Annotated in this window: 10 protein-coding genes and 1 riboswitch; of the genes, 2 read left to right on the top strand and 8 right to left on the bottom strand. The window is 76.1% G+C overall.

Annotated features, from left to right (window positions below):
- Positions 1–733: 733 nt before the first annotated feature.
- From ACYQ02_RS06890 to menA, 5 genes are all read right to left on the bottom strand, one after another.
- Positions 734–2,158, bottom strand: coding sequence for an L-cystine transporter (locus ACYQ02_RS06890; RefSeq protein ID WP_460039700.1), 1,425 nt, complete (start codon positions 2,156–2,158; stop codon positions 734–736).
- A gap of 532 nt (positions 2,159–2,690) precedes the next feature.
- Complete coding sequence (gene menB, locus ACYQ02_RS06895) at positions 2,691–3,527, bottom strand: 1,4-dihydroxy-2-naphthoyl-CoA synthase (RefSeq protein ID WP_460039701.1); 837 nt, start codon at positions 3,525–3,527, stop codon at positions 2,691–2,693.
- A gap of 140 nt (positions 3,528–3,667) precedes the next feature.
- Positions 3,668–7,228, bottom strand: coding sequence for a 2-succinyl-5-enolpyruvyl-6-hydroxy-3-cyclohexene-1-carboxylic-acid synthase (gene menD / locus ACYQ02_RS06900; RefSeq protein WP_460039702.1), 3,561 nt, complete (start codon positions 7,226–7,228; stop codon positions 3,668–3,670).
- Positions 7,221–9,050, bottom strand: a complete 1,830-nt coding sequence (locus ACYQ02_RS06905; protein ID WP_460039703.1) for an isochorismate synthase — start codon at positions 9,048–9,050, stop codon at positions 7,221–7,223. Before ACYQ02_RS06905 ends, menD begins: the two co-directional genes overlap by 8 nt.
- Before the next feature lie 298 nt (positions 9,051–9,348).
- Positions 9,349–10,395 (bottom strand): 1,4-dihydroxy-2-naphthoate octaprenyltransferase, encoded by a 1,047-nt coding sequence (gene menA / locus ACYQ02_RS06910; protein WP_460039704.1) that lies wholly within the window; start codon positions 10,393–10,395, stop codon positions 9,349–9,351.
- Positions 10,396–10,594: 199 nt separating this feature from the next.
- A riboswitch (SAM riboswitch) is annotated at positions 10,595–10,702 on the top strand.
- Between the two features lie 140 nt (positions 10,703–10,842).
- On the opposite strand from menA, the gene ACYQ02_RS06915 reads away from it, so the two are divergent.
- Entirely contained in the window at positions 10,843–13,140 is a 2,298-nt protein-coding gene (locus ACYQ02_RS06915; RefSeq protein ID WP_460039705.1) for a methylenetetrahydrofolate reductase, read from the top strand.
- The gene (locus tag ACYQ02_RS06920; protein ID WP_460039706.1) at positions 13,130–14,383 is read left to right on the top strand and encodes a trans-sulfuration enzyme family protein; all 1,254 of its coding nucleotides are present in this window, start codon (positions 13,130–13,132) and stop codon (positions 14,381–14,383) included. The genes ACYQ02_RS06915 and ACYQ02_RS06920 overlap by 11 nt, the downstream gene beginning before the upstream one ends.
- Here ACYQ02_RS06920 and ACYQ02_RS06925 read toward each other — a convergent pair.
- The 3 genes from ACYQ02_RS06925 to metE form a co-directional block, all read right to left on the bottom strand.
- Positions 14,380–15,426, bottom strand: a complete 1,047-nt coding sequence (locus ACYQ02_RS06925) for a class E sortase (protein WP_460039707.1) — start codon at positions 15,424–15,426, stop codon at positions 14,380–14,382. The two genes, ACYQ02_RS06920 and ACYQ02_RS06925, sit on opposite strands and share 4 nt — an antisense overlap.
- A gap of 42 nt (positions 15,427–15,468) precedes the next feature.
- A complete protein-coding gene (locus ACYQ02_RS06930) occupies positions 15,469–16,935 on the bottom strand; it encodes a carboxypeptidase-like regulatory domain-containing protein (RefSeq protein ID WP_460039708.1) in 1,467 nt (488 codons plus the stop codon).
- Between the two features lie 330 nt (positions 16,936–17,265).
- The gene (gene metE, locus ACYQ02_RS06935; RefSeq protein ID WP_460039709.1) at positions 17,266–19,599 is read right to left on the bottom strand and encodes a 5-methyltetrahydropteroyltriglutamate--homocysteine S-methyltransferase; all 2,334 of its coding nucleotides are present in this window, start codon (positions 19,597–19,599) and stop codon (positions 17,266–17,268) included.
- Positions 19,600–19,688: the final 89 nt, after the last annotated feature.

Genomic DNA, 19,688 nt, shown 5'->3' on the forward strand with positions numbered 1-19,688 from the left:
CCCTCCGCCGCGCCCCCCACGCCGGCCGCCTCCCGCCCCCTCCCGCCGGAGGAACCGGCGCCAGCGGGCCGCGCCCTGGCCGCACCTCCGGGGCGCCCGCCTCCTCCCGCGGCCACCCCGTTCTGGCGCCGCCCGCCTCCAGCGTGGCCATCCGCCGAGGCGGCGCGGACCGGCACGCCTGGGCTTCTCTTCTCCCTCTCTTTCGCGCTCCCCGGCCCAGCCCCTGGTGCCGGCACCGGCCCGGGCACCCCCCACGGGAAGGGCCCCCGGACGCGGGAAGGGGGTGAGGGGCGCAGCCCGGTCGGAGGCGGTGCTCCGGGAAGCCCCGCGGGAAGGGATGGCGGCCCGGTTGTTACGCAAGGGGGCGACCGGCCCGGGCGGGGCGGGCTGCTCGGGAGCGGGCTGCTCGGGAGCGGCCCCCTTGCGAAGGGCTGCCCCGGGACGTCTCTCGAGAAAAGGCGACCCGGGACGCCCGGCGCCCAGCGGTGTGACGCCGCAGCAAAAAGCGGCCGCGGGGTCCGTTGCCGGAACCCGCGGCCGCCGGCCGCGTTCGTCCCATGTCTTTGTCGCCGGGATCCCCGCGGGGCCGCCCAGCGTGGTCACCCCGCGGGGCCACCCCCGTGGCTGACCGGCGTGGCCACCCCGCGTGGCCGCCCCCGTGCCTGACCCGCGTGGCCACGCCGTGTGACCGCTCCGCGGAGCCGCCGCTTTTGGACCCCGGGGCTGCAGCCCCTCAGGCTCCGACCCGTACGCCGGCCTCCCTGCCGGCGCCCTCCGCCGAGCCTGCCGCGCCTCGCCCGCGGTACACGGCAACGTCCAGGCGGCCCGCCAGGCGGCTCGTCAGGATGCCGGCCGTCATGGCGCCGCTGACGTTGAGGGCCGTGCGGCCCATGTCGATCAAGGGCTCCACCGAGATCAGCAGGCCCGCCAGCCCCACGGGCAGGTTCAGCATGGACAGCACCAGCAGCGAGGCGAAGGTGGCACCGCCGCCCACGCCGGCCACACCGAAGGAGCTGAGGGCCACCACGCCGACCACGGTCAGCAAAAAGCCCGGCGTCCAGGGGTCGATGCCCACCAGCGGCGCCGCCATCACCGCCAGCATGGCGGGGTAGACGCCGGCGCAACCGTTCTGGCCGATGGACAGGCCCAGCGAGCCGGCCAGGTTGGCGATGCCCTGCGGAACGCCCAGCTCCTCCACCTGGGTACGGACGTTGAGCGGCAAGGTGGCCGCGCTGGAGCGGGAGGAGAAGGCGAAGGTCAGCACGGGCAGCGCCTTGCGCACGTAGGCGGCAGGGCTGAGGCCGGCCGCGCCCAGGAACAGAAGGTGCAGGAGGAACATGGCCACCAGCGCCGCGTAGGAGGCGACGACGAACTTGCCCAGCTGCCAGATGGCGGCATAGTCGCTGGTGGCCGCCACCCGGGTCATGATGGCCAGGATGCCGTAGGGCGTGAGGCGGATCACCTGGCGCACCATGCTCATGACCACGCCCTCCAGCGCCCGGACGATCCCGGCGAAGGTCTCGGCCGCCTGGGCGTCCCGCCGCCGCAGGCCCAGGTACGCGGATCCCACGAAGGCCGCGAAGATCACCACGGCGATGGTCGACGCCCGCCGCTGCCCGGTGAAGTCCAGGAAGGGGTTGGCCGGCAGCAGCTCCAGCAGCCGCTCGGGGGTCGACATTTGCTGCAGCTCGCCGAAGGTCTGCTCCAGCTCCTGGATGCGCTGGGCCTCCGCCTGGCCCTGGTGGAACTGGCTGGCGTCCAGGCCGAACAGGTTGACGGCCCCGATGCCCAGGACGGCGGCGATGGCCGTGGTCGCCACCAGGATCGCCACCACGGTCAGCGCCAGCTTGCCGGTGTTGTCCGCCAGCTCCATCCGCGTGAAGGCGGAGACGATGGCGACGAACACCAGGGGGATCGTCACCATCTGGAGCAGCTTGACGTAGCCCGTCCCCACCAGGTTGAACCAGTCCACCGAGGCGGGGATGACGTCGGGCTGCCCCTGGTAGATCCCGTGCAGGATGAGTCCGTAGGCCACGCCTAGCCCCAGGCCCGCGAAGACCCGGCCGGAGAAGCCGACGCCGCGCGCCTTCAGCCCGTAGAGAAGGCCAATGAGGACGAACAGGCCCGCGACGTTCAGCGCCACGGGAAGCCAAGCCATCGAGGCATCCTCCTCACGCCACCCGGTTCCTCCACCCGACTGGCCGCACCGAACCCCAGTGTGCCGGTCGACAAACTCATTAAAAGCCAGGGGGCGGGGAGACGCAAGTGACGGGGATCACGGAGATGCCCGGGATCCCGACCGGCCGGAAGACACGGCGGGCGCCTGCGGGCGAAACCGTCACCGCAGGCGCCCGGTATCAGCCCCGCCGGCGCAGCCCCGGCGCCGGACCTGCCCCCCACCCCGCAGCGCGGCCCGTCGGCCCTTGCGGGCATCCCGGCTGGACGGCCGGACAGGCCGCGGGGTGCCCCCGGCGGCGGGGTGCCTGCCCGGGTGGCGGGGTGTCCACCCTGGTGGCGGCGTACCCGCCCGGGCGGCGTGGGCGCCCGTCCAGGCGGCGGGGTGCCCACTCCGGCGGCGGGGTGCCGCGACCGGCAGGGTCCCCGGCCGGTGCCGGTTCCTCCCGGGCGGCACCGGGCCCCGGGTTGGCGGGCGCGGCGCGGCCAGGGGGCGGCCCGCCGTGGGCAGGCGATCAAGGAAACCGGGGGAACTTGCTCCAGTCGGGCTTGCGCTTCTCCAGGAAGGCCCGCTGGCCCTCCTTCGCCTCGTCGGTCAGGTAGTAGATCAGGGTGGCGTCGCCGGCCAGCTGCTGCAGGCCGGCCAGGCCGTCGGTGTCGGCGTTGAAGGCCGCCTTCAGCATGCGGATGGCGATGGGGCTCTTATCCAGGATCTCCCGGGCCCACTTCACGCCCTCGGCCTCCAGCTGGTCGGCGGGGACGACGGCGTTGACCAGCCCCATCTCCAGGGCCTCCTGGGCGGAGTACTGGCGGCAGAGGTACCAGATCTCCCGGGCCTTCTTGTGCCCGACGATCCGGGCCAGGAGCCCCGCCCCGTAGCCGCCGTCGAAGCTGCCCACCCGCGGGCCGGCCTGGCCGAAGCGGGCGTTGTCCGCCGCGATGGTCAGGTCGCAGACCACGTGGAGCACGTGGCCGCCGCCGATGGCGTAGCCCGCCACCAGGGCGATCACCGGCTTGGGCAGGGTGCGGATCTGCCGCTGCAGGTCCAGCACGTTGAGCCGCGCCGTGCCCCCTTCGTCCACGTAGCCGCCGTGGCCGCGGACCTTCTGGTCGCCGCCGCTGCAGAAGTTGCCCCCGGCCCCCGTCAGCAGGACGACGCCGATCCGCGGGTCGTTGCGGGCATCGGTGAAGGCGTCCTGCATCTCCATCACCGTCTCGGGCCGGAAGGCGTTGAGCACGTGGGGCCGGTTGATGGTGATCTTGGCGATGCCCTCGCCGTCGGCCTTCTCGTAGATGATGTCCTCGTAGTCCTTGACCTTGATCCAGCGCGGCAGTTCCGTTGCCGTCGCCATCGGCGTCCCTCCCCGTTCCAATGCCGGTTGGTTTGCCTAGAAACCGTTCGTTTGCGTTGCACGGATCGTTTGCCTGGACCGGGCGCGGCCCGGGCGCCGGGCCGGGCCGGTGCGGCCTTGCGGCCAGGGTCGCCCGGGCTTCACCGGTGCTCGCTCCAGAAGGCTCTCACCTCCTTGACGAACGCGGCCGGTTCCTCCAGGTGGACGGTGTGACCGGCCCCCGGTACGACGACCGCCCGGCCCCGCGGCAGCCGCTCCGCCATGGCCTGGGCCAGGGCGACGTATTTGGCGTCGTCCCCGCCCGCCAGGCAGAGGACGGGCACCCGCAGCCCGGCCAGCCGGTCCCAGAGGGGCGGCTGGACTCCCGCCCCCATGCCCCGCAGGCTGTTGGCCAGGCCCCGGGGCCGCTGGGCCCGGCGGGTGGCCCGGACGGCCGCCTGGGCGGCCGGCGGCAGCTGCCGCAAGCCGGCGAAGAGGGGCAGCGCCTCCCAGGAGCGGGCAAAGGCCTCGAGGCCCTCCTCCTCGATGCGGCGGGCCAGGTCCTCGTCGCTGCGGCGCCGCGCCTCCCGCTCGGCGGGATCGGCCAGGCCGGGTGACGCGGACTCCAGCACCAGGGAGGCCACCCGCTGGGGCGCCGCCACCGCCAAGCTCAGGGCCACCCGGCCGCCCATGGAGTAGCCCACCAGGTGAACCCGCTCGACGGCCAGCCGGTCCAGCAGGTCCAGGAGGTCGGCCACCTGCTCCTCCATGCGGTAACGGCGGGGATCGGCCGGCGCCGCCGAGCGGCCGTGGCCCAGGAGGTCGACGGCCAGCAGCGGCCCCGCCTCCGCCAGGGCCTCCCAGACCCCCGCCCAGGTGGCGACGCTGCCGGTGAAGCCGTGGAGCAGGAGCGCCGGTTCGGGGTGACCCACCGGCCGGGGGCGGGCGACCCCTGCGCCCCCCGGCCCGACGCCGGGACCGCCCGACGCCACCACGTGGTAGCGGGCGCCGCGCACCCGGACGAACGCGGCCGTGAAGGATCCGGTCCCGACGGATGCCTCCGGCACCGGAGTCCCCGCCACCGGCCCCTTGGGGCCAGGTCCCCGGGCCGGCCCTTCGCCGCCGTCCGCCCCGGCGGCAGCCCGGGCGGCGTCAACCCTGGCCCTGCCGGTCCGTGCGGACGGCTCGCCCGGTTCCCGCCGGGCGGCCCCGGCGGCCCCTTGGGGCGGCTCGCCCGGTTCCGGCCGCCCGGCCCCGCCGATCCCTGTGGGCGGCGCGCCCGGGTCCCACCGGCCGGCCTCGCCGGTCCCTGCGGCCGGCCCGCCCGGCACCCGCCGCCCCACCCCGGCGGCCCCGGGCCGATCGCCGGGCTCCCCGCCCCCATGGGGAACATCCCGGGGCCCGGGTGGCGTAAGGGCGGCCCCTGCCAGCACCGTCTTCGCGGCGCGGGCCACCGCCTCCCAGACCTGGCGGTGGTGCTCCACGTTGCGCGGCCGGTTCGTCCGGATCTCGACGATGGCCGGCATCCCCCCCGCCAGGGCCTCCTCCACCGCGGCAGCGAAGTCCGGCCAGGTCTCCACCCGGCGGTAGGCGAAGCCGTACAGGGCGGCGGCATGGCGGAAGTCCAGGCCGTGGGGCGTCCCCCAGAGGGGCTCGAACTCCGCCGGGTCCAGGCGGGCCTGGGGCAGGAAGGAGAAGATCCCCCCGCCGTCGTTGTTCACCACCACCGCCAGCAGGGGCAGGTGATACCGCGCCGCCGCCCACAACCCGTTCAGGTCGTGGTAGAAGGACAGGTCGCCGATCAGCAGGACCACCGGCCCTTCCCCGCTGGCAGCCACCCCGGCGGCCGTGGACACCACGCCGTCGATGCCGGCGGCGCCCCGGTTGGCCAGGATGCGGACCCGGCGCGGGGTCGCGGGGTAGAAGGTGTCCACGTCCCGGACCGGCATGCTGTTGCCGGCGAACAGCACCGCCCCCTCCGGCAGGCGGCGGGCCAGCTCGTCCACCACCCGCGGCTCGGCGGGTTCGTCCCAGCGCGCCAGCTGGCGGGCGATGGCGTCCCGGGCCGCAGCGTTGAGGCGCTGCCACAGGGCCAGCCAGGACCGGGACGAACCAGCCACCCCAGCTCCAGCACCCACCGCCTCCTCGGCCCGCCGGGCCAGCTGGGCCGTGGCCCGGACCGGGTCGGCCCGCACCACCTGGACGGCGACGTGGCCGGGGTCGGGCCAGCCGCCCTCGTCGACGATCACCTGGACGGCATCCCGGTGGCGCTCCAGGAACTGGGCCAGGGGCTTGGACACCGGCGCCCCGCCCAGCCGGAGGACCACGTCGGGCTCCAGGGCCGCGGCGACGTCCGGATCCCGCAAGAAGGCGTCGTAGGCGTCGATGAGGGGCGAGCCGGGAACCGGCGCGGCCGCGGGCGGGCGGCCCGTGGCGCCGCCCGCGGGTGCGCCAGCGACCGGTGCATCTGCATCGGCCGCCTCGGCCGCCGGGGTCCCGGCGACCGGCAGCGTCCCAGCCGGCCTGACCGCGACCGCGGTGCCGCCCGCCGGCGTGGTGCCGGCCGGCGGCGTGGCGCGGCCCTGTCCGCCGGTCGCGGGCCCCATGGCCTCAGCGGCCGGATGCCCGCCCCGCAGGCCCGACAGGGGGTCGGCCAGCACGGGCAGGCCGAGGCGCGCCGCCAGCCGCAGCACCGACGCGGCCAGGGGCGGCTCCTCCCGGGCGCTGGCAGGCGCCCCGCCGCCGCCACCGAGCCCCGCTCCCGGCTCCAGCGGCAGCACCGGTGACATGGGGCCGCAGACGATGAGCCCCCGCCGCGCCCCGGCCAGAAGGGCAAAGAGCTCGTCGGCCTGGCCCTCCGTCAGGGCCGCGGGGGCCAGGCGCGGCTCGACGGCGGCCCGCGGAGCCGGGACGGCACCGCCCGGCGGCGCGGCCGCCGGCCCCCTCCGGGCCGGTTCGTCCCCCTCTGCGGCCGGCACCAGGGGCTCCCGGAAGGGCACGTTCAGGTGCACGGGACCCGCGGGGGCGGCCAGCGCCTCGGCCACCGCCCGGGTAGCCAGCCGGGCGACGTAGGCCTGGACGGCCGGGTCGTCCTCGGGCAGGGGCAGGTCCGCGAACCACTTGGCGTGCCGGCCGTAGAGGTGGGTCTGGTCGACGGTCTGGGAGGCACCCAACTCCCGCAGCTCGTGGGGCCGGTCGGCCGACAGGACCACCAGCGGCACCCGGCCGTAGCGCGCCTCGATGACCGCCGGGTAGAAGTTGGCGGGCGCCGTGCCCGACGTGGCGACGACGGCGGCCGGCCGGCCCGTGGCGCGCCCGAGGCCCAGGGCGAAGAAGCCGGCCGAGCGCTCGTCCAGCTGCACCCAAAGCCGCACCCCCGGATGGCGCGCCGCGGCCAGGGCCAGCGGCGTCGACCGCGACCCCGGGCAGACGACCACGTGCTCGACGCCCGCTCGGACCAGGCCGTCCAGGAGGGCCAGGGCCCAGGCCAGGTTCGTCCGTCCCCGGTCGGGCGCCGCGGCGCCGCCGGCCCCGCCCAGGCTGCCACCCCCGGCGGGGCTGCCCTGCCCGGCAAGGTCACCGGCCCCGGCGCGGGCCGTGATCCCGGAACGGCCCGTGGCCGTCGCCGCCGGCCCTGGGCCTTCCGGGGCGCGCGCCTGAGGAGCAGGGCCGGATGCGCCCCCTGCACCGGCCGCGACCGTTCCCGCCCAAGGCTCAGTCACCCCGCTCCACCTCCCCGGCGCCGGCTTCCACCCCCAGGGCCGCCGCCAGCGGCTGGAGCTTCAGGCGCGTCTCCTGCCACTCCCGCTCGGGATCGGATCCCGCCACCACGCCGCAGCCGGCGAACAGCCAGGCCTCCGTCCCTCGCACCAGCCCGGAGCGGATGGCGACGGCCATCTCCCCCTCGCCCCGGTGGTCGAACCAGCCCAGCGGCCCGGCGTACCAGCCCCGGCTGCCGCCCTCCCACCGGCGGATGAACGCCAGGGCCACCTCCCGCGGCCAGCCGCCCAGGGCCGGCGTCGGATGGAGCCGGCCCACCAGTTGGGGGATCGTGACGCCATCCACCTGGCCGGCGATGGGCGTGTAAAGGTGCTGGACGTTGGCCAGGGTGAGCACCCGGGGCTCGTCCGGCACCTCCAGCCGCCGGCACACCGGCGCCAGGGTCTCCCGCAGCATGCGGACGACCAGGGCGTGTTCTTCCCGTTCCTTGGGGCTCTCCAGCAGGGCCCGGGCCAGGGCCCGGTCGGCTTGGGGTGTATCGCCCCGCCCGGTGGAACCGGCCACCGCCGCCGTCTCCAGCCGGCCGCCCCGCAGCCGGACCAGCCGTTCCGGCGTGGCGCCCAGGAACACGGCCCGGTCCCGCGCCACGGCAAAGACGAAGCACTCCGGATAGCGGGCCTTCAGCCGGCGCAGGGCCGTGCCCGGGTCGAAGGCCGCGCCGGCCACCAGGTGCAGCCGCCGGGCCAGGACGACCTTCTCCAGCTCGCCAGCGGCGATGGCCTCCAGGGCCGCCCGGACCATGGCCTCCCAGGCCTCCCGCCCGGGCGTGGCCTCGGCCCGCACCGGCCCTGGGGCCTGCCGCCCCGCCGTTCCCGGCGGCAGGCTCCCCTGCGGGGCGGCCGCGCCCGCGCCCGGGGAATCGCCGGACGCCGCCGGCCCCAGCGGTGACGGGCCGGGGCCGGCCGGCGTCCACCCCCCTTGCCGGCGCCCCACCGCGGCGGCCACGGCCAGCAAGGAGAGCCAGCGCCGGCCCCGCTCCCCGGCGGCCGTGGTGGCCGCGGGCGGCACCGTGAGCCGGATGCCGCCGGGGAAGGCCCAGGCCGGGCCCCCCTCTCCCGCCGCCTGGGGGCCCGCGCCGTCGGGCACCACCACCCGGTTGAAGGTCAGCCAGGTGGCGCCGCCGATCCGGGTCACCAGCAATTCCGGCAAGACGAAGCGGGCGGCAGGGAAGCCGGTCCAGAGGGGATCGACCGGGGCGCCGGGGTCGAAGCGGAACCCGCCGACCAGCACCGGTCCCGTGCCCCAAACGCCGTGGGGGGCGTCCACCAGGGCCCCCTCGCAGAGGGCCTGCCAGGCTTCGGCCAGCCCGGCGGCCGCAGCGCGCAGGACAGCGCCGGCGACGGGGGCGAACCCGGCCACCGGGTCGCGGCCGGCGGAGGGACCGGCACCCGGGCCGCCGGGCGGGTCCCCGTCCGGGCCCCGGCCGTGGCCCCCCGCGGGCCCATGGCTTCCCGCGGCTGCAGCAGCGAGGCCGGCTCCACCCCCGGGCGCTCCGGTCTCCAGGATGCCGGCGGCCCCCAGGGCCACCAGGTCCATCGCCTCCCCCGGCGCCGACCACAGGGCCCTTTCCCGGGTGAGGACGGCCGCCCCTTCAAAGAGGGCGACGGGATCCAGGTCCTCGGCGGCGACCGTGAAGCTGACCACCGACGGGCGGCGCCCGCGCCGGGCGTGGTCCCGGGCGCGGGCATGCAACCGGTCAAGATCGCGGCTGACGGGTCCCGCAAGGGACGCCAGCTGGGGTGCTTCCCTGGCCAATGGTGTCATCCCTCTGATCGTTCGGATCCGAGCCGAATCCAAGGCTGAAAGGCAAAGGGTGGCGCCGCCGGCGAACTCTGGGTGAACGTTCATTCACCGGCGACCCCAACCACGTTGGTTCGTGACGCGGGGGGAAATCCCTGCCGGAACCCTTGCCCATCGAGCGACCCTTTCCGGGGCCGGTTTCCCGGCCGCCTTCCCGGCCGGGAACGGGCCCCGCAGCGCGGCGCGGGACGCCGCCTGGCGGCGTCAACGAAAAGCCCCTCCGCCATCGGCCCCACCGCGACCGGCTGGGAATCCGCCCGCCTCAGAAGCCGGTGGCCGCCCGCACCCACCACCAGGCATAGCCGGCCACCAGGGAGGCCCCGGCCGCCTTGTACAGCCCCAGGGCGAGCCGGCCCAGCCGGTACAGGTCCTGGTGCCGGTACGGCCGGGCGAGGAAGGCGGGCGCCTGGCGCAGGCACCGGGCGGCGGGGATCAAGGTGATGAGCACCAGGGCGGGGAGCCGGCCGGCCGCCACACCCACCACGATCAGCACCACGGTGGCGGCCACCCAGCCGAAGTAGAGGCGCAGGGCCCGGGTCTCCCCCAGGCGCGCGGCCACCGTCATCTTGCCGGTGGCCCGGTCCTCCTCGATGTCGTGGATCGACTCGGCGTAGAGGATCAGCGCCACCAGGGAGACCAGGGGCAGGGAGGCGATGAGGGCCTCCACCGAGAGGCCGCGGGCCTGGACGTAGTAGGACCCCAGCACCAGCACGGCCCCCATGTTCAGGCCGACCATGAGCTCGCCCAGGCCGCGGTACCCGTAGCGGATGGGCGGCGCCGTGTAGAAGAGGCCGCTGGCGATGCCCAGGAGGCCGAAGGCCAGGGCCGGCCAGCCCGTGCGGGCGGCCAGGTACCCGCCCACCAGGGCGCCGAAGCCGAAGGTGGTCCAGGCGCCGCGGCGCAGGCTGTCGGGGCTGAGCCACCCCGCCTGGATCACGCCGCTGCCGCCGGTGAAGGGCGCGTCGCCCTCGTACATGATGTAGTCGAAGTAGTCGTTGGCCATGTCGGTGCCGGCGTGGATCGCCAGGCTGCCCAGCAGGGTCAGCAGGGCCAGCCAGGGGTCGAAGTGGCCCTCCCCGCCCGCCACCAGGATGCCCACCAGGACCGGAATGATGGTGACGGGCTTGAGGTGCGGGCGGCTGGCCTGGTACCAGGCCTTCAAGAGAAGGCGCCAGGAGCGGGACCGCTCTCCCGGCACCGGCATCCCCTGGGGCGCCGGCCCCGCGGCCGGGGCCGGGCTCGTCCCGGCCGGGCTCGCAGCCTCCCCCGCAGGCGCCTGGGCCGGGCTGCGTTCGTCCGTAGGATGCACCCGTCCATTCCCCCGTCTCGGCGCGGGCCTTGGCGCGGGGCTGTGATCCCCACCGCCGGCCCTCGTTCCAAACCACGACCACGCCCTCTATTGTAACGAAGGAAATCGCATCTGACCTGTTGCCCCCTTGGCGGAACCCGGCTATACTGTGCGTAATCTCCATTGACAACGCACCCGGCCGGCCTGCCGGCCAACCCCTCTCTTATCCAGAGCGGTCGAGGGACGGGCCCGATGACGCCGCGGCAACCGGCGACTCCGTCGTGCGGTGCCAACTCCCGCGGCTCCGAGAGGAGCCGAGAGATGAGAGAAGGGGGAACGGGGAACCCAGTCGACGACCAAGCCCCTTCCTCCTTCGGAAGGGGCTTTTCCTTTGCCGCTCGGGGACCTCGCGCGACCGCGGTGGACCCGGTCCCGCGAGGGACCTGGCCACGGGAGGTGAGGATCGGGGTGACGGAACCCATGCCACGGCACGCCGGAACGGCCGCCGGCCTGCCCGCGACGGACGAACCGGCTCCCCTGGCGGCGGTCGCCTTCCGCCCGCTGGGGGCCTTCCTGCCCTGCGCCGCCCTGGCCGACGGCGACCCCGGCTGGACGCTGGCTCTCGAGGCCGGCCTCCTCGGCCCCGCCCGGCCAGGCGGGGCGAGCGGGTCCGCCGGGCGAGCAGCCCCGGACGAACCGGCCGCCCTGGAGGCCGCGGCGGCGGAGCAGCTGGCCCCCTGGCCCCTCACCGCGCCGGGGCGGGTGGAGGCCGTCCACCTGGCCGCCCTCCGGGCCGGCGCCCGCCTGATCCGGACCCACACCCGCTGGGCCAGCCCGGCCTGGCTTCCCCGGACGCCGGCGGCCCGGATCGAAGCGATCAACCTGCAGGCGGCCAAGCTGGCCCGCTCGGCCCGGGAACTGGCCGGCCAGCCGTGCCTGGTGGCGGGGTTCCTCGGCCCCGGGCCCACCCGGCGCTCCCCGGCGGCGGGCGGAGAGGCGGCCGAGCCGGGCGCGCTGCAGGAAGCGTACCGGTGCCAGGTGGCCGGCCTGCTGGCGGGGGGCGTCGACCTGTTCTGGATCGAGGCCGCCGATCCCCGGGAGGCGGTGGCGGCCCTGGTCGCCGTCCGGGAGGCGTCCCGGCTGCCGGCCGGGGTCCTCTGGCACGCGGACGGCGCCGGGCCGGAGGCGGCCCCCGACCGGGTGCGGGAGGGGCTCCGGATCCTGGCCGCCGCGGGCTGGCCCGACGCCCTGGGGGTGGTGGCGCCCGCCGGGCCGGAGACGGCCGTGCCCTGGCTGGCAGCCCTGCGCCGGGCCGGGTGGAGCGGTCCCCTGTGGGTCGCCCTGGGGACGGCCGGCGGTCCCATCGGGCCCGCCGCGCCGGGCGATCCGGGGGCCCCAGGCCACCTGCATCCTGTTGATGGCCCAGGGGATGGTGCGGAGGGCGCCCTTCATGGCGCCGCCGGTGGGTGGGACGGCCTGTTCCTCCTGGGCGTCGGCTGGGTGGGCGGCGCGGGCGCCTTCACGGGGGACGAACTGGCCCATCTAGGGGCCCGCCTGGGAGCTCGCCTGGGGGCCGGCCTGGGAACCCGCCTGGAAGCCCGCGGCGGGGCCCCCCAGGGGATCGGCCCGGATGGGCGGCCCTGGCCCGGCGCGGAGCCCGCCGGATCCTCCCCCACGGCCGAAGCCCTTCCAGGGGCGGTGCGGCTCGAGGTCCGCGGCGGCCTTGGGCCGCAAGGCAACGGCACCGTCGCCGGCCCCGCCCGGCCCGAACCGCCGGCCGCCTCCCCCGGCGGCAGCCCGGCCCCCTTGCGGGAGAAGCTGGGCCGCCGGTTCGTCATCAGCGTCGAGCTGGACCCGCCCCGCGGGCCGGTGGCCACCAAGTTCCTGGCCGACGCCCGGACGGTGGCCGCCGCCGGGGCCGACGCCGTCAACGTGGGGGACAGCCCCATGGCCCGGCCGCGCATGGCGGCCCTGGCCGGCGCCCTCCTGGTCCGCAGCGCCGGCGTCGACGCCATCATGCACTGCACCACCCGGGACCGGAACCTCATGGCCCTGCAGGCGGACCTGCTGGCCGCCCACGCCCTGGGCGTGCGCAACGTGCTGGCCCTGACGGGCGACCACCCGCGCCTGGGGACCAGCCGGGCCTCGGCGGTGTACGACGTCGACTCCATCGGCCTTTTGGAGATCCTGGCCGCCCTGCGCCGGGGCGAAGACCCCCAGGGCAACGCCCTGGGGGCGCCGGCCGAGTTCACCGTCGCCTGCGCCCTGAGCCCCTGTGCCGAGGACCTGGACCGGGAGCTGGACCGCTTTCGCCGCAAGCTGGCGGTGGGCGTGGTCGACTTCGTCATGACCCAGCCCCTCTACGAGGTGGAGCCCCTGGAGCGGGTCCTCGACCGGCTGGGCGGTTGCCCGGTCCCCCTGGTGATGGGCGTCATGCCCCTGCACAGCGGCCGCCACGCCCACTACCTGCACCACCAGGTGCCGGGGATCACCATCCCCGCCCCCATCCGCGAGGCCCTCGACCGGGCCGGGGACCGGGGTCTGGAGGTCGGCCTGGAGCTGGCCGAGGCGGTGGTGGAGGCGGCCCGGCCCTACATCGCCGGGATCTATGTGGTCGTCTCCTATGGGAAAACGGAACCGGTGGCCGAGTTCGTCCGCCGCTTGCGGGCCCGGTTCGACCCGGTCTCGCCGGCGTCCCCGCCGCAACCGGCGGGCCCCTCGGCGGCGACCGCCCCCAGGGAGGAGGTGCGTCCCCATGCCGGTTGAACCCGGCCCCGCGGGGCCCCTGCACCCGGCCACCCAGGTGGTCCACGCCGGCGTGCGCCGCGACCCCCGCACCGGATCCGTCGCCGTCCCCATCTACCAGACCGCCACCTACGAGCACCCCGGGCCCGGCCAGACCACCGGCTGGGATTACAGCCGGCTCCACAACCCCACCCGGGAGGCGCTGGAGGCGGCGCTGGCCTCTTTGGAGGACGGCTTCGCCGCCCTGGCCTTCGCCTCGGGCATGGCCGCCCTGACGGCGGTCCTCCACCTGTTCCGGCCCGGCGACCACCTGGTCGTCACGGAAGACCTGTACGGCCACACCTGGCGGGTCCTGGAGGAGCTGTTCCGCCACCTGGGCATCGCCTACACCCTGGCGGACACCACCGACGCGGCCGCCGTGACAGCGGCGGTGACGCCGGCGACCCGGGCCGTCCTGGTGGAAAGCCCGACCAACCCCCTGATGCGGGTGGCCGACCTGGACGGGCTGGCCGCCCTCTGCCGGGCGCGCCGCCTTTGGCTCGTGGTCGACTCCACCCTGTTCACGCCCCTGTTCCAGCGGCCCCTGGCCCGGGGCGCCGATGTGGTGGTCCACAGCGCCAGCAAGTACCTGGCGGGGCACAACGACCTGGTGGCCGGGATCGCGGTGGCGGCCAGCCCGGCCCTGGCGGACGAACTGGCCTCCATCCGCACGGTGACCGGCGGCGTCCTCGGGCCCCACGACGCCTGGCTGGCCTTGCGGGGGCTCAAGACCCTGGCCCTGCGCATGGCCCGGGCCCAGGCCAACGCCCTGACCCTGGCCCACTGGCTGGCGGCCCATCCCGCCGTGGCGGCCGTGTACTACCCGGGGCTGCCCTCCAGCCCCTTCTTCGACCGCTGCCGCCGGCAGGCGGGCGGCTTCGGGGCCATGCTGAGCTTCCGCCTGCGGGATCCCGGGCAGGTGGACCGGGTGCTGGAGCGGCTGGGGCTCGTGCTCTTCGCCGAGAGCTTCGGCGGGGTGGAGAGCCTGATCACCCACCCGGCCAGCACGACCCACAAGGAGATGCCGCCGGCCCTGCGGGAACGGCTGGGCATCGACGCCGGGCTCCTGCGGCTGTCGGTGGGGATCGAGGCGGTGGAGGACCTGGCGGCCGACCTGGAGCAGGCCCTGGAGGGGCCCTCGGACCTGCCCCTGGCCGAGGCCCGGCAGCGGGCCGCGGCGACCTTGGCGGAACTGGGCGCCCTGGACGCCGTGGGGCGTCCCTAGCCGCCGGCCGGGATGGCGTACACCACCAGCCGCTGGCGGGACGAGCCGGGCGGGTGGCAGGTGGTCAGGATGAGCCCGGGCCGCGGCCCGTTCAGGACGGCGGGCCAGTCGTCCCGGCGGGTGGCGAAGAGGCGGTCGACCCGGTAGCGGTACCAGCGCCCGCCGTACCAGAGGGCGATGGCGTCCCCGGGGCGCAGCCGGTCCAGGTGGCGGAACCAGGCGCCGTAGGTGGTCCGGTGGGCGGCGATGGCGACCCGGGCACCGGGACCGGGCAGGTCGCCCTCGGGGTAGAGGCCCGGGCCCCGGGCCAGCACGGGCCGGCTCGTCCCGTAGAGGACGACGGCGTCGACCCCCGCCCGGGGGATGACGAGCCGGGCCACGGCCTGCCCCGGCGCAACCCCGCCGGCCTCTGGGCCGGCGCCGCCGGCACCGCCCACCCCGCCCCCACCCGCCCGGGCGGCGTCCGCCCCAGCACCGGCCCCCGGGCCGCCGGGACCGGCCACGGCGGGGTCGTCCCACCACCAGGCGAGCCATCCCTCGGGCACCCCCAGCCGGACCAGCAGCCGGAGCAACGCGGACAGCACCCGCTCCAGGGCCGCGATCCAGCGGCCCAAAAGCTCCAGGAGGGTCACCACGGCCGGGGACCCCCAGAGCCGGTCCGCCCACCGGATCCCGACCCCCGGGGCCGGGCTTGCCGCCGTGCCGCGGGCCCCTTCCTCCCCGGCCGTCCGGGGCGCAACCCCGCCGCCGCCGGCCGGGCCTTCACCGCTGCCCCCCGGCCCGCCCGGTAGTGCCTCCGGCCGGCCCGCGCTCCCGGCGCCCCCCGGCTCGCCAGGCCCCGCGGCCGGCCCCGGCCAGGGACCGGCCGGCGGCGCCAGGCCGCCCCCGCCCCGTTCCACCGCCAGCTGCGCCCGCAGGTGGGCCTGCCAGCCGGCCCCGTAGGCCCCCTGCAGGGCAGGCGCCGTGGCCAGGGCCGCGCCCGCCCCGATGAGGACCCAGCCCAGAAGGGCTGCCCACCCGCGGCGTCGAGACCCCCTTGCCACGGCGCCTCCGCCTCCCAACCGAACGGAATCTGTACGGACCTGTCAGGGAACGGGTCGGCCCCCAACCGGCGGTTCAAGGGCCGGGGCCTTGCCGTCGGCCGCCGCGTCCAGCTGCGGGCCGGCCGCCCGGGCCATCGCCCCGGTGCGGATCGCCCAGCGGCGGAGGGCCAGGCCGGCCCCGGCCGCCAGGGTACCCGCCAGCAGGAAGGCCAGCCCGTTTCCACCGGTGAAGGGCAGGTCTCCCCAGCCGCCCCCGCCGGAACCGCCGGCGCCGCCGCCCGGGCCGCCGCCGGAGCCGCCCGAGCCACCAGATCCGCCCGAGCCCGGTCCCGGCCCAGGTCCCGGGTTGCCGCCGGCCGGCGGGGTGGGACCGCCGTCCTCCCCGTCCCCGGGGTTGTCGCCCGGCGGGTTCTCCGGCCCCGTGCTGGCCCGCTGCAGGCACACCTTGACCGTGGCGGTGCCGTCGGGACCCAGGCTGATGGGGCCCGCCGTGGCCACGGTGTAGCCACCGGCGCTGGCCGTGATGGTCAGCCGGCCGCCCTCGCTCCGGCCGATGTCCAGGCTGAAGCGACCGCCCAGGTCGGTCTTGGCCACGCCCAGGTCGACGCCCCGGTCCTCCTCCACCGACACGGTGGCGCCGGGGATGGGCAGCCCGCTCAAGGCGTCGCAGATAAGGCCGGTGATGGCCCCCGTCGGCAGATCGACCCGCCCCGGCTCCCCGTCCCCCTCACCGGACGAACCGGCTCCGCCGCCGCTGCCGGGGCCGCTCTCCTGCTCCCCGCCGCCCGAAAGGAGCCCGCCGGTGGGATCGGGGCGGATGTGCAGCCCGCCGTCCAGGCTGACCTCCACGTTCTCGTCCCCGATCTGCAGGTTGAGGGACGGTCCGCCGTCCTGGTCGCCACCCTCTTCCCCGCCGCTGCCGGAGGACGGCAGGAGGGTCTGGGCGGTCCCCGTCAAGGTGTTCACCGCCGTACCGGCCGCACCGGCGGCGGTCTCCGCCACGCCCTGGACCAGGGATCCGGCCTCCTCCCCGGCCAGGGTCCCGGCCGCCTCACCGGCGGCCTGCCCGACCTGGGTCAGCGTCCCCGCGACCGCGTCGCCGGCCGAGCCGCCGGTCAGGGCGCTGCCCAGCTGCTCCGCCGTCTCGCCGGCCTGGTCCGCCCCCTGCGCCGCCTGGTCCAGGACCGGACCGGCCGTCGCCGTCACCGCACCGGCCGCGCCACTCACCGTCCCGGTCACGGTCTCCGCCGCCCCGGACAGGGTCCCGGCCGCTGCGGTCACCGTCGCCGTGGCCTCGCCCGCGGCATCCCGGGCGGTGTTACCGCCGGTGGCCAGAAGCCCCTGGGTCGTCTCCAGGACCTTGTCCGACCCGGGCAGGCGCGGACCGGCCGCCAGCGCCGTCGATCGCCACCCCTCCAGCCCGACGCCCGCGACCGCCACCACCAGGGCCACGCCGGCCACCCAGGCCACCGGCCGTCGCCAGCGGCGGGCCTGTGCCTTGCGCTGCATGCTCCCCCTCCCCCAGACCGACTGAATGGACGTTTAGTAATTAGGGAATTCGTTGGGCTTGACCTTTTTATGGTATGGGCACGGACAAAAAAGAATGGTCACGAACGAGCCCGCCGTGAAACTGTAACCCATCTAAATCACCTGAAATCATTCGACAGGGTTCACCCATTTGGCCAGCGCCTGTTGACTCCATTGCACAAAAAGGCCTTCCCCCACCGGGAAGGCCTTGCCGTTGGACCGCTAACGTCGCCGGCCCGTTGTCGATCGTTGTCAAGCCAGGACGCCGGACGAACCCGACCGGGACAGCCCGGCCCGCTCAAGGGGCCGCCGTCACCGGCTGCCGGCCGCCGCGGCCGCCAGCCCCTCCTCCCGCAGCTCCCGGGCCGCCTGGACCATGTGCCGCAGGGCCGGTTCCACCTCCTGATAGCGGCGGGTCTTGAGGCCGCAGTCGGGGTTCACCCACAGCTGGCCGGGATCCAGGACCGCCGCCGCCTTGCGCAGCAGAACCTTGATCTCCTCCACCGGCGGCACCCGGGGCGAGTGGATGTCGTACACGCCGGGGCCGATGTCGCTGGGGTAGCGGTGCTCCACGAAGGCGTCCAGCAGCTCCATCCCCGACCGGGAGGCCTCGATCAGGATCACGTCGGCGTCCAGGGCGGCGATGGCGTCCAGGATGTCGTTGAACTCCGCGTAGCACATGTGGGTCTGGATCTGGGTCTCGTCCCCCACGCCGCCGGTGGCCAGGCGGAAGCACTCGGTGGCCCAGGCCAGGTAGGCCGGCTGATCCGCCCGGCGCAGGGGCATGGCCTCGCGGAAGGCCGGTTCGTCGATCTGGATGACCCGGATCCCCGCCGCCTCCAGGTCCTGGACCTCGTCGCGGATGGCCAGGGCGATCTGGCGGCAGGTCACCTCCCGCGGCTGGTCGTCGCGGACGAAGGACCACTGCAGGATGGTGACGGGCCCCGTCAACATGCCCTTGACCGGCCGGTCCGTCAGGGACTGGGCGTAGGTGATCCACTTCACCGTCATGGGGCCGGGCCGGGCCACGTCGCCGTAGAGGATGGGCGGCTTGACGCAGCGGCTGCCGTAGCTCTGGACCCAGCCGTGGCGGGTGAAGGCGAAGCCCTCCAGCTGCTCGGCGAAGTACTCCACCATGTCGTTGCGCTCGGGCTCGCCGTGGACCAGCACGTCTAGCCCCAGCTCCTCCTGCAGCCGGATCACCCGCCGGATCTCGTCCCGCAGGCCCGCCTCGTAGGTGGCGTCGTCGATCTCGCCCCGGCGCCAGCGGGCCCGCAGCCGCCGCAGCTCCGGCGTCTGGGGGAACGACCCGATGGTGGTGGTGGGAAGAACCGGCAACCCGAGGCGCTGCCGCTGGCGCTGGCGCCGCTCGGGGGCCGGCGACCGCCGGCGGGCATCGCCGGGACCGAGCCGGGCCAGCCGCGCCTGCACCTCGGGCCGGGTCCGCCGCGGCGAGCCAAGGCGGGCCGCCACCGCCGCCCGGCTGGCGGCCAGGGCGCCGGCAACCGCCGCCCGGCCTTCGTTCAGGGCGCGGGTGAGGACGGCCACCTCTTCCAGCTTCTGCTTCGCGAAGGCCAGCCAGCCCTTGATCTCCGGGTCGAACGCCGTCTCCAGCTCCAGGTCGATGGGCACGTGCAGCAGGGAGCAGGAGGGGGCGACGAAGATCCGCTCGGGCCCCAGCGCCTGCCGGGCCCGCTCCAAGACCTCCAGGGCCGCCTCCAGGTCGGCCCGCCAGACGTTGCGGCCGTCGACCACTCCCAGGGAGAGGTGCAGGGTCGGCGGCACGCCGGCCGCGAGCACCTGCTCCAGCTGGCCGGGATCCCGCACCAGGTCCAGGTGCAGGGCCTGCACGGGCAGGCTCAGGGCCAGCTCCAGGTTGTCCCGCAGCCCCTCGAAGTAGGTGGCCAGGAACAGCTTCAGGCCGGGGGCCGCCTGGGCCAGCGCGGCGTAGGCCCGCCGGAAGGCGGCCCGGGCCGGTTCGTCCAGGTCGAGGGCCAGGAAGGGCTCATCCAGCTGGACCCAGGTGGCCCCGGCGGCCTGGAGCTCCCGCAGCACCTGCCCGTAAACGGGCAGGAGGCCGTCCAGCAGGGCAAGCCGGGCGCCGGAGGGGACGCCCGCCGCCTCCCGCACCTTGGCCAGCAGCAGGAAGCTCACCGGCCCCAGAAGCACCGGGCGGGCCGCCAAGCCCAGGGCCCGGGCCTCGCGGAACTCCTCCACCACCTTGCGGGAGGCCAGGCGGAAGGTCTGGTCCGGCGCCAGCTCCGGCACGATGTAGTGGTAGTTGGTGTCGAACCACTTGGTCATCTCCAGAGCCGGTACGCCCTGGCCGGGCGTCCCCCGGGCCATGGCGAAGTAGACGTCCAGCGGGACCTCGCCGCCGCCCGCCGGATCCCACCCGTAACGGGCGGGGACGGCGCCCACCATGCAGGCGGTATCCAGCACGTGGTCGTAGAGGGAGAAGTCCCCGGCCGGCACCACGTCGATCCCCGCCTGCCGCTGCAGCTCCCAGTGGCGGCGGCGCAGGGCGGCCGCCGTGCGGAGCAGCTCGCCGGCCGGGATCTGGCCGTCCCAGTAGGCCTCCAGGGCCTGCTTCAGCTCCCGCCCCGCGCCGATGCGGGGAAAGCCCAGGTTCGTCGCCAGCGCCATCCATCCTCGCCTCCTCTGCCGGCGTCCACGGTGGGTCCAAGGGGCCGGCACGAAATGAAAAACCCCCTCCGGGAGGGGGAGAGGGTGGC

This window comes from Thermaerobacter litoralis (assembly GCF_054654595.1).

What these genes read in the sequence shown, in the direction of transcription:
- ACYQ02_RS06890 (WP_460039700.1), bottom strand. Translation starts at nt 2,158, where the DNA reads ATGGCTTGGCTTCCCGTGGCGCTGAACGTCGCGGGCCTGTTCGTCCTC.
- menB (WP_460039701.1), bottom strand. Translation starts at nt 3,527, where the DNA reads ATGGCGACGGCAACGGAACTGCCGCGCTGGATCAAGGTCAAGGACTAC.
- ACYQ02_RS06905 (WP_460039703.1), bottom strand. Translation starts at nt 9,050, where the DNA reads ATGACACCATTGGCCAGGGAAGCACCCCAGCTGGCGTCCCTTGCGGGA.
- ACYQ02_RS06920 (WP_460039706.1), top strand. Translation starts at nt 13,130, where the DNA reads ATGCCGGTTGAACCCGGCCCCGCGGGGCCCCTGCACCCGGCCACCCAG.
- ACYQ02_RS06930 (WP_460039708.1), bottom strand. Translation starts at nt 16,935, where the DNA reads ATGCAGCGCAAGGCACAGGCCCGCCGCTGGCGACGGCCGGTGGCCTGG.
- metE (WP_460039709.1), bottom strand. Translation starts at nt 19,599, where the DNA reads ATGGCGCTGGCGACGAACCTGGGCTTTCCCCGCATCGGCGCGGGGCGG.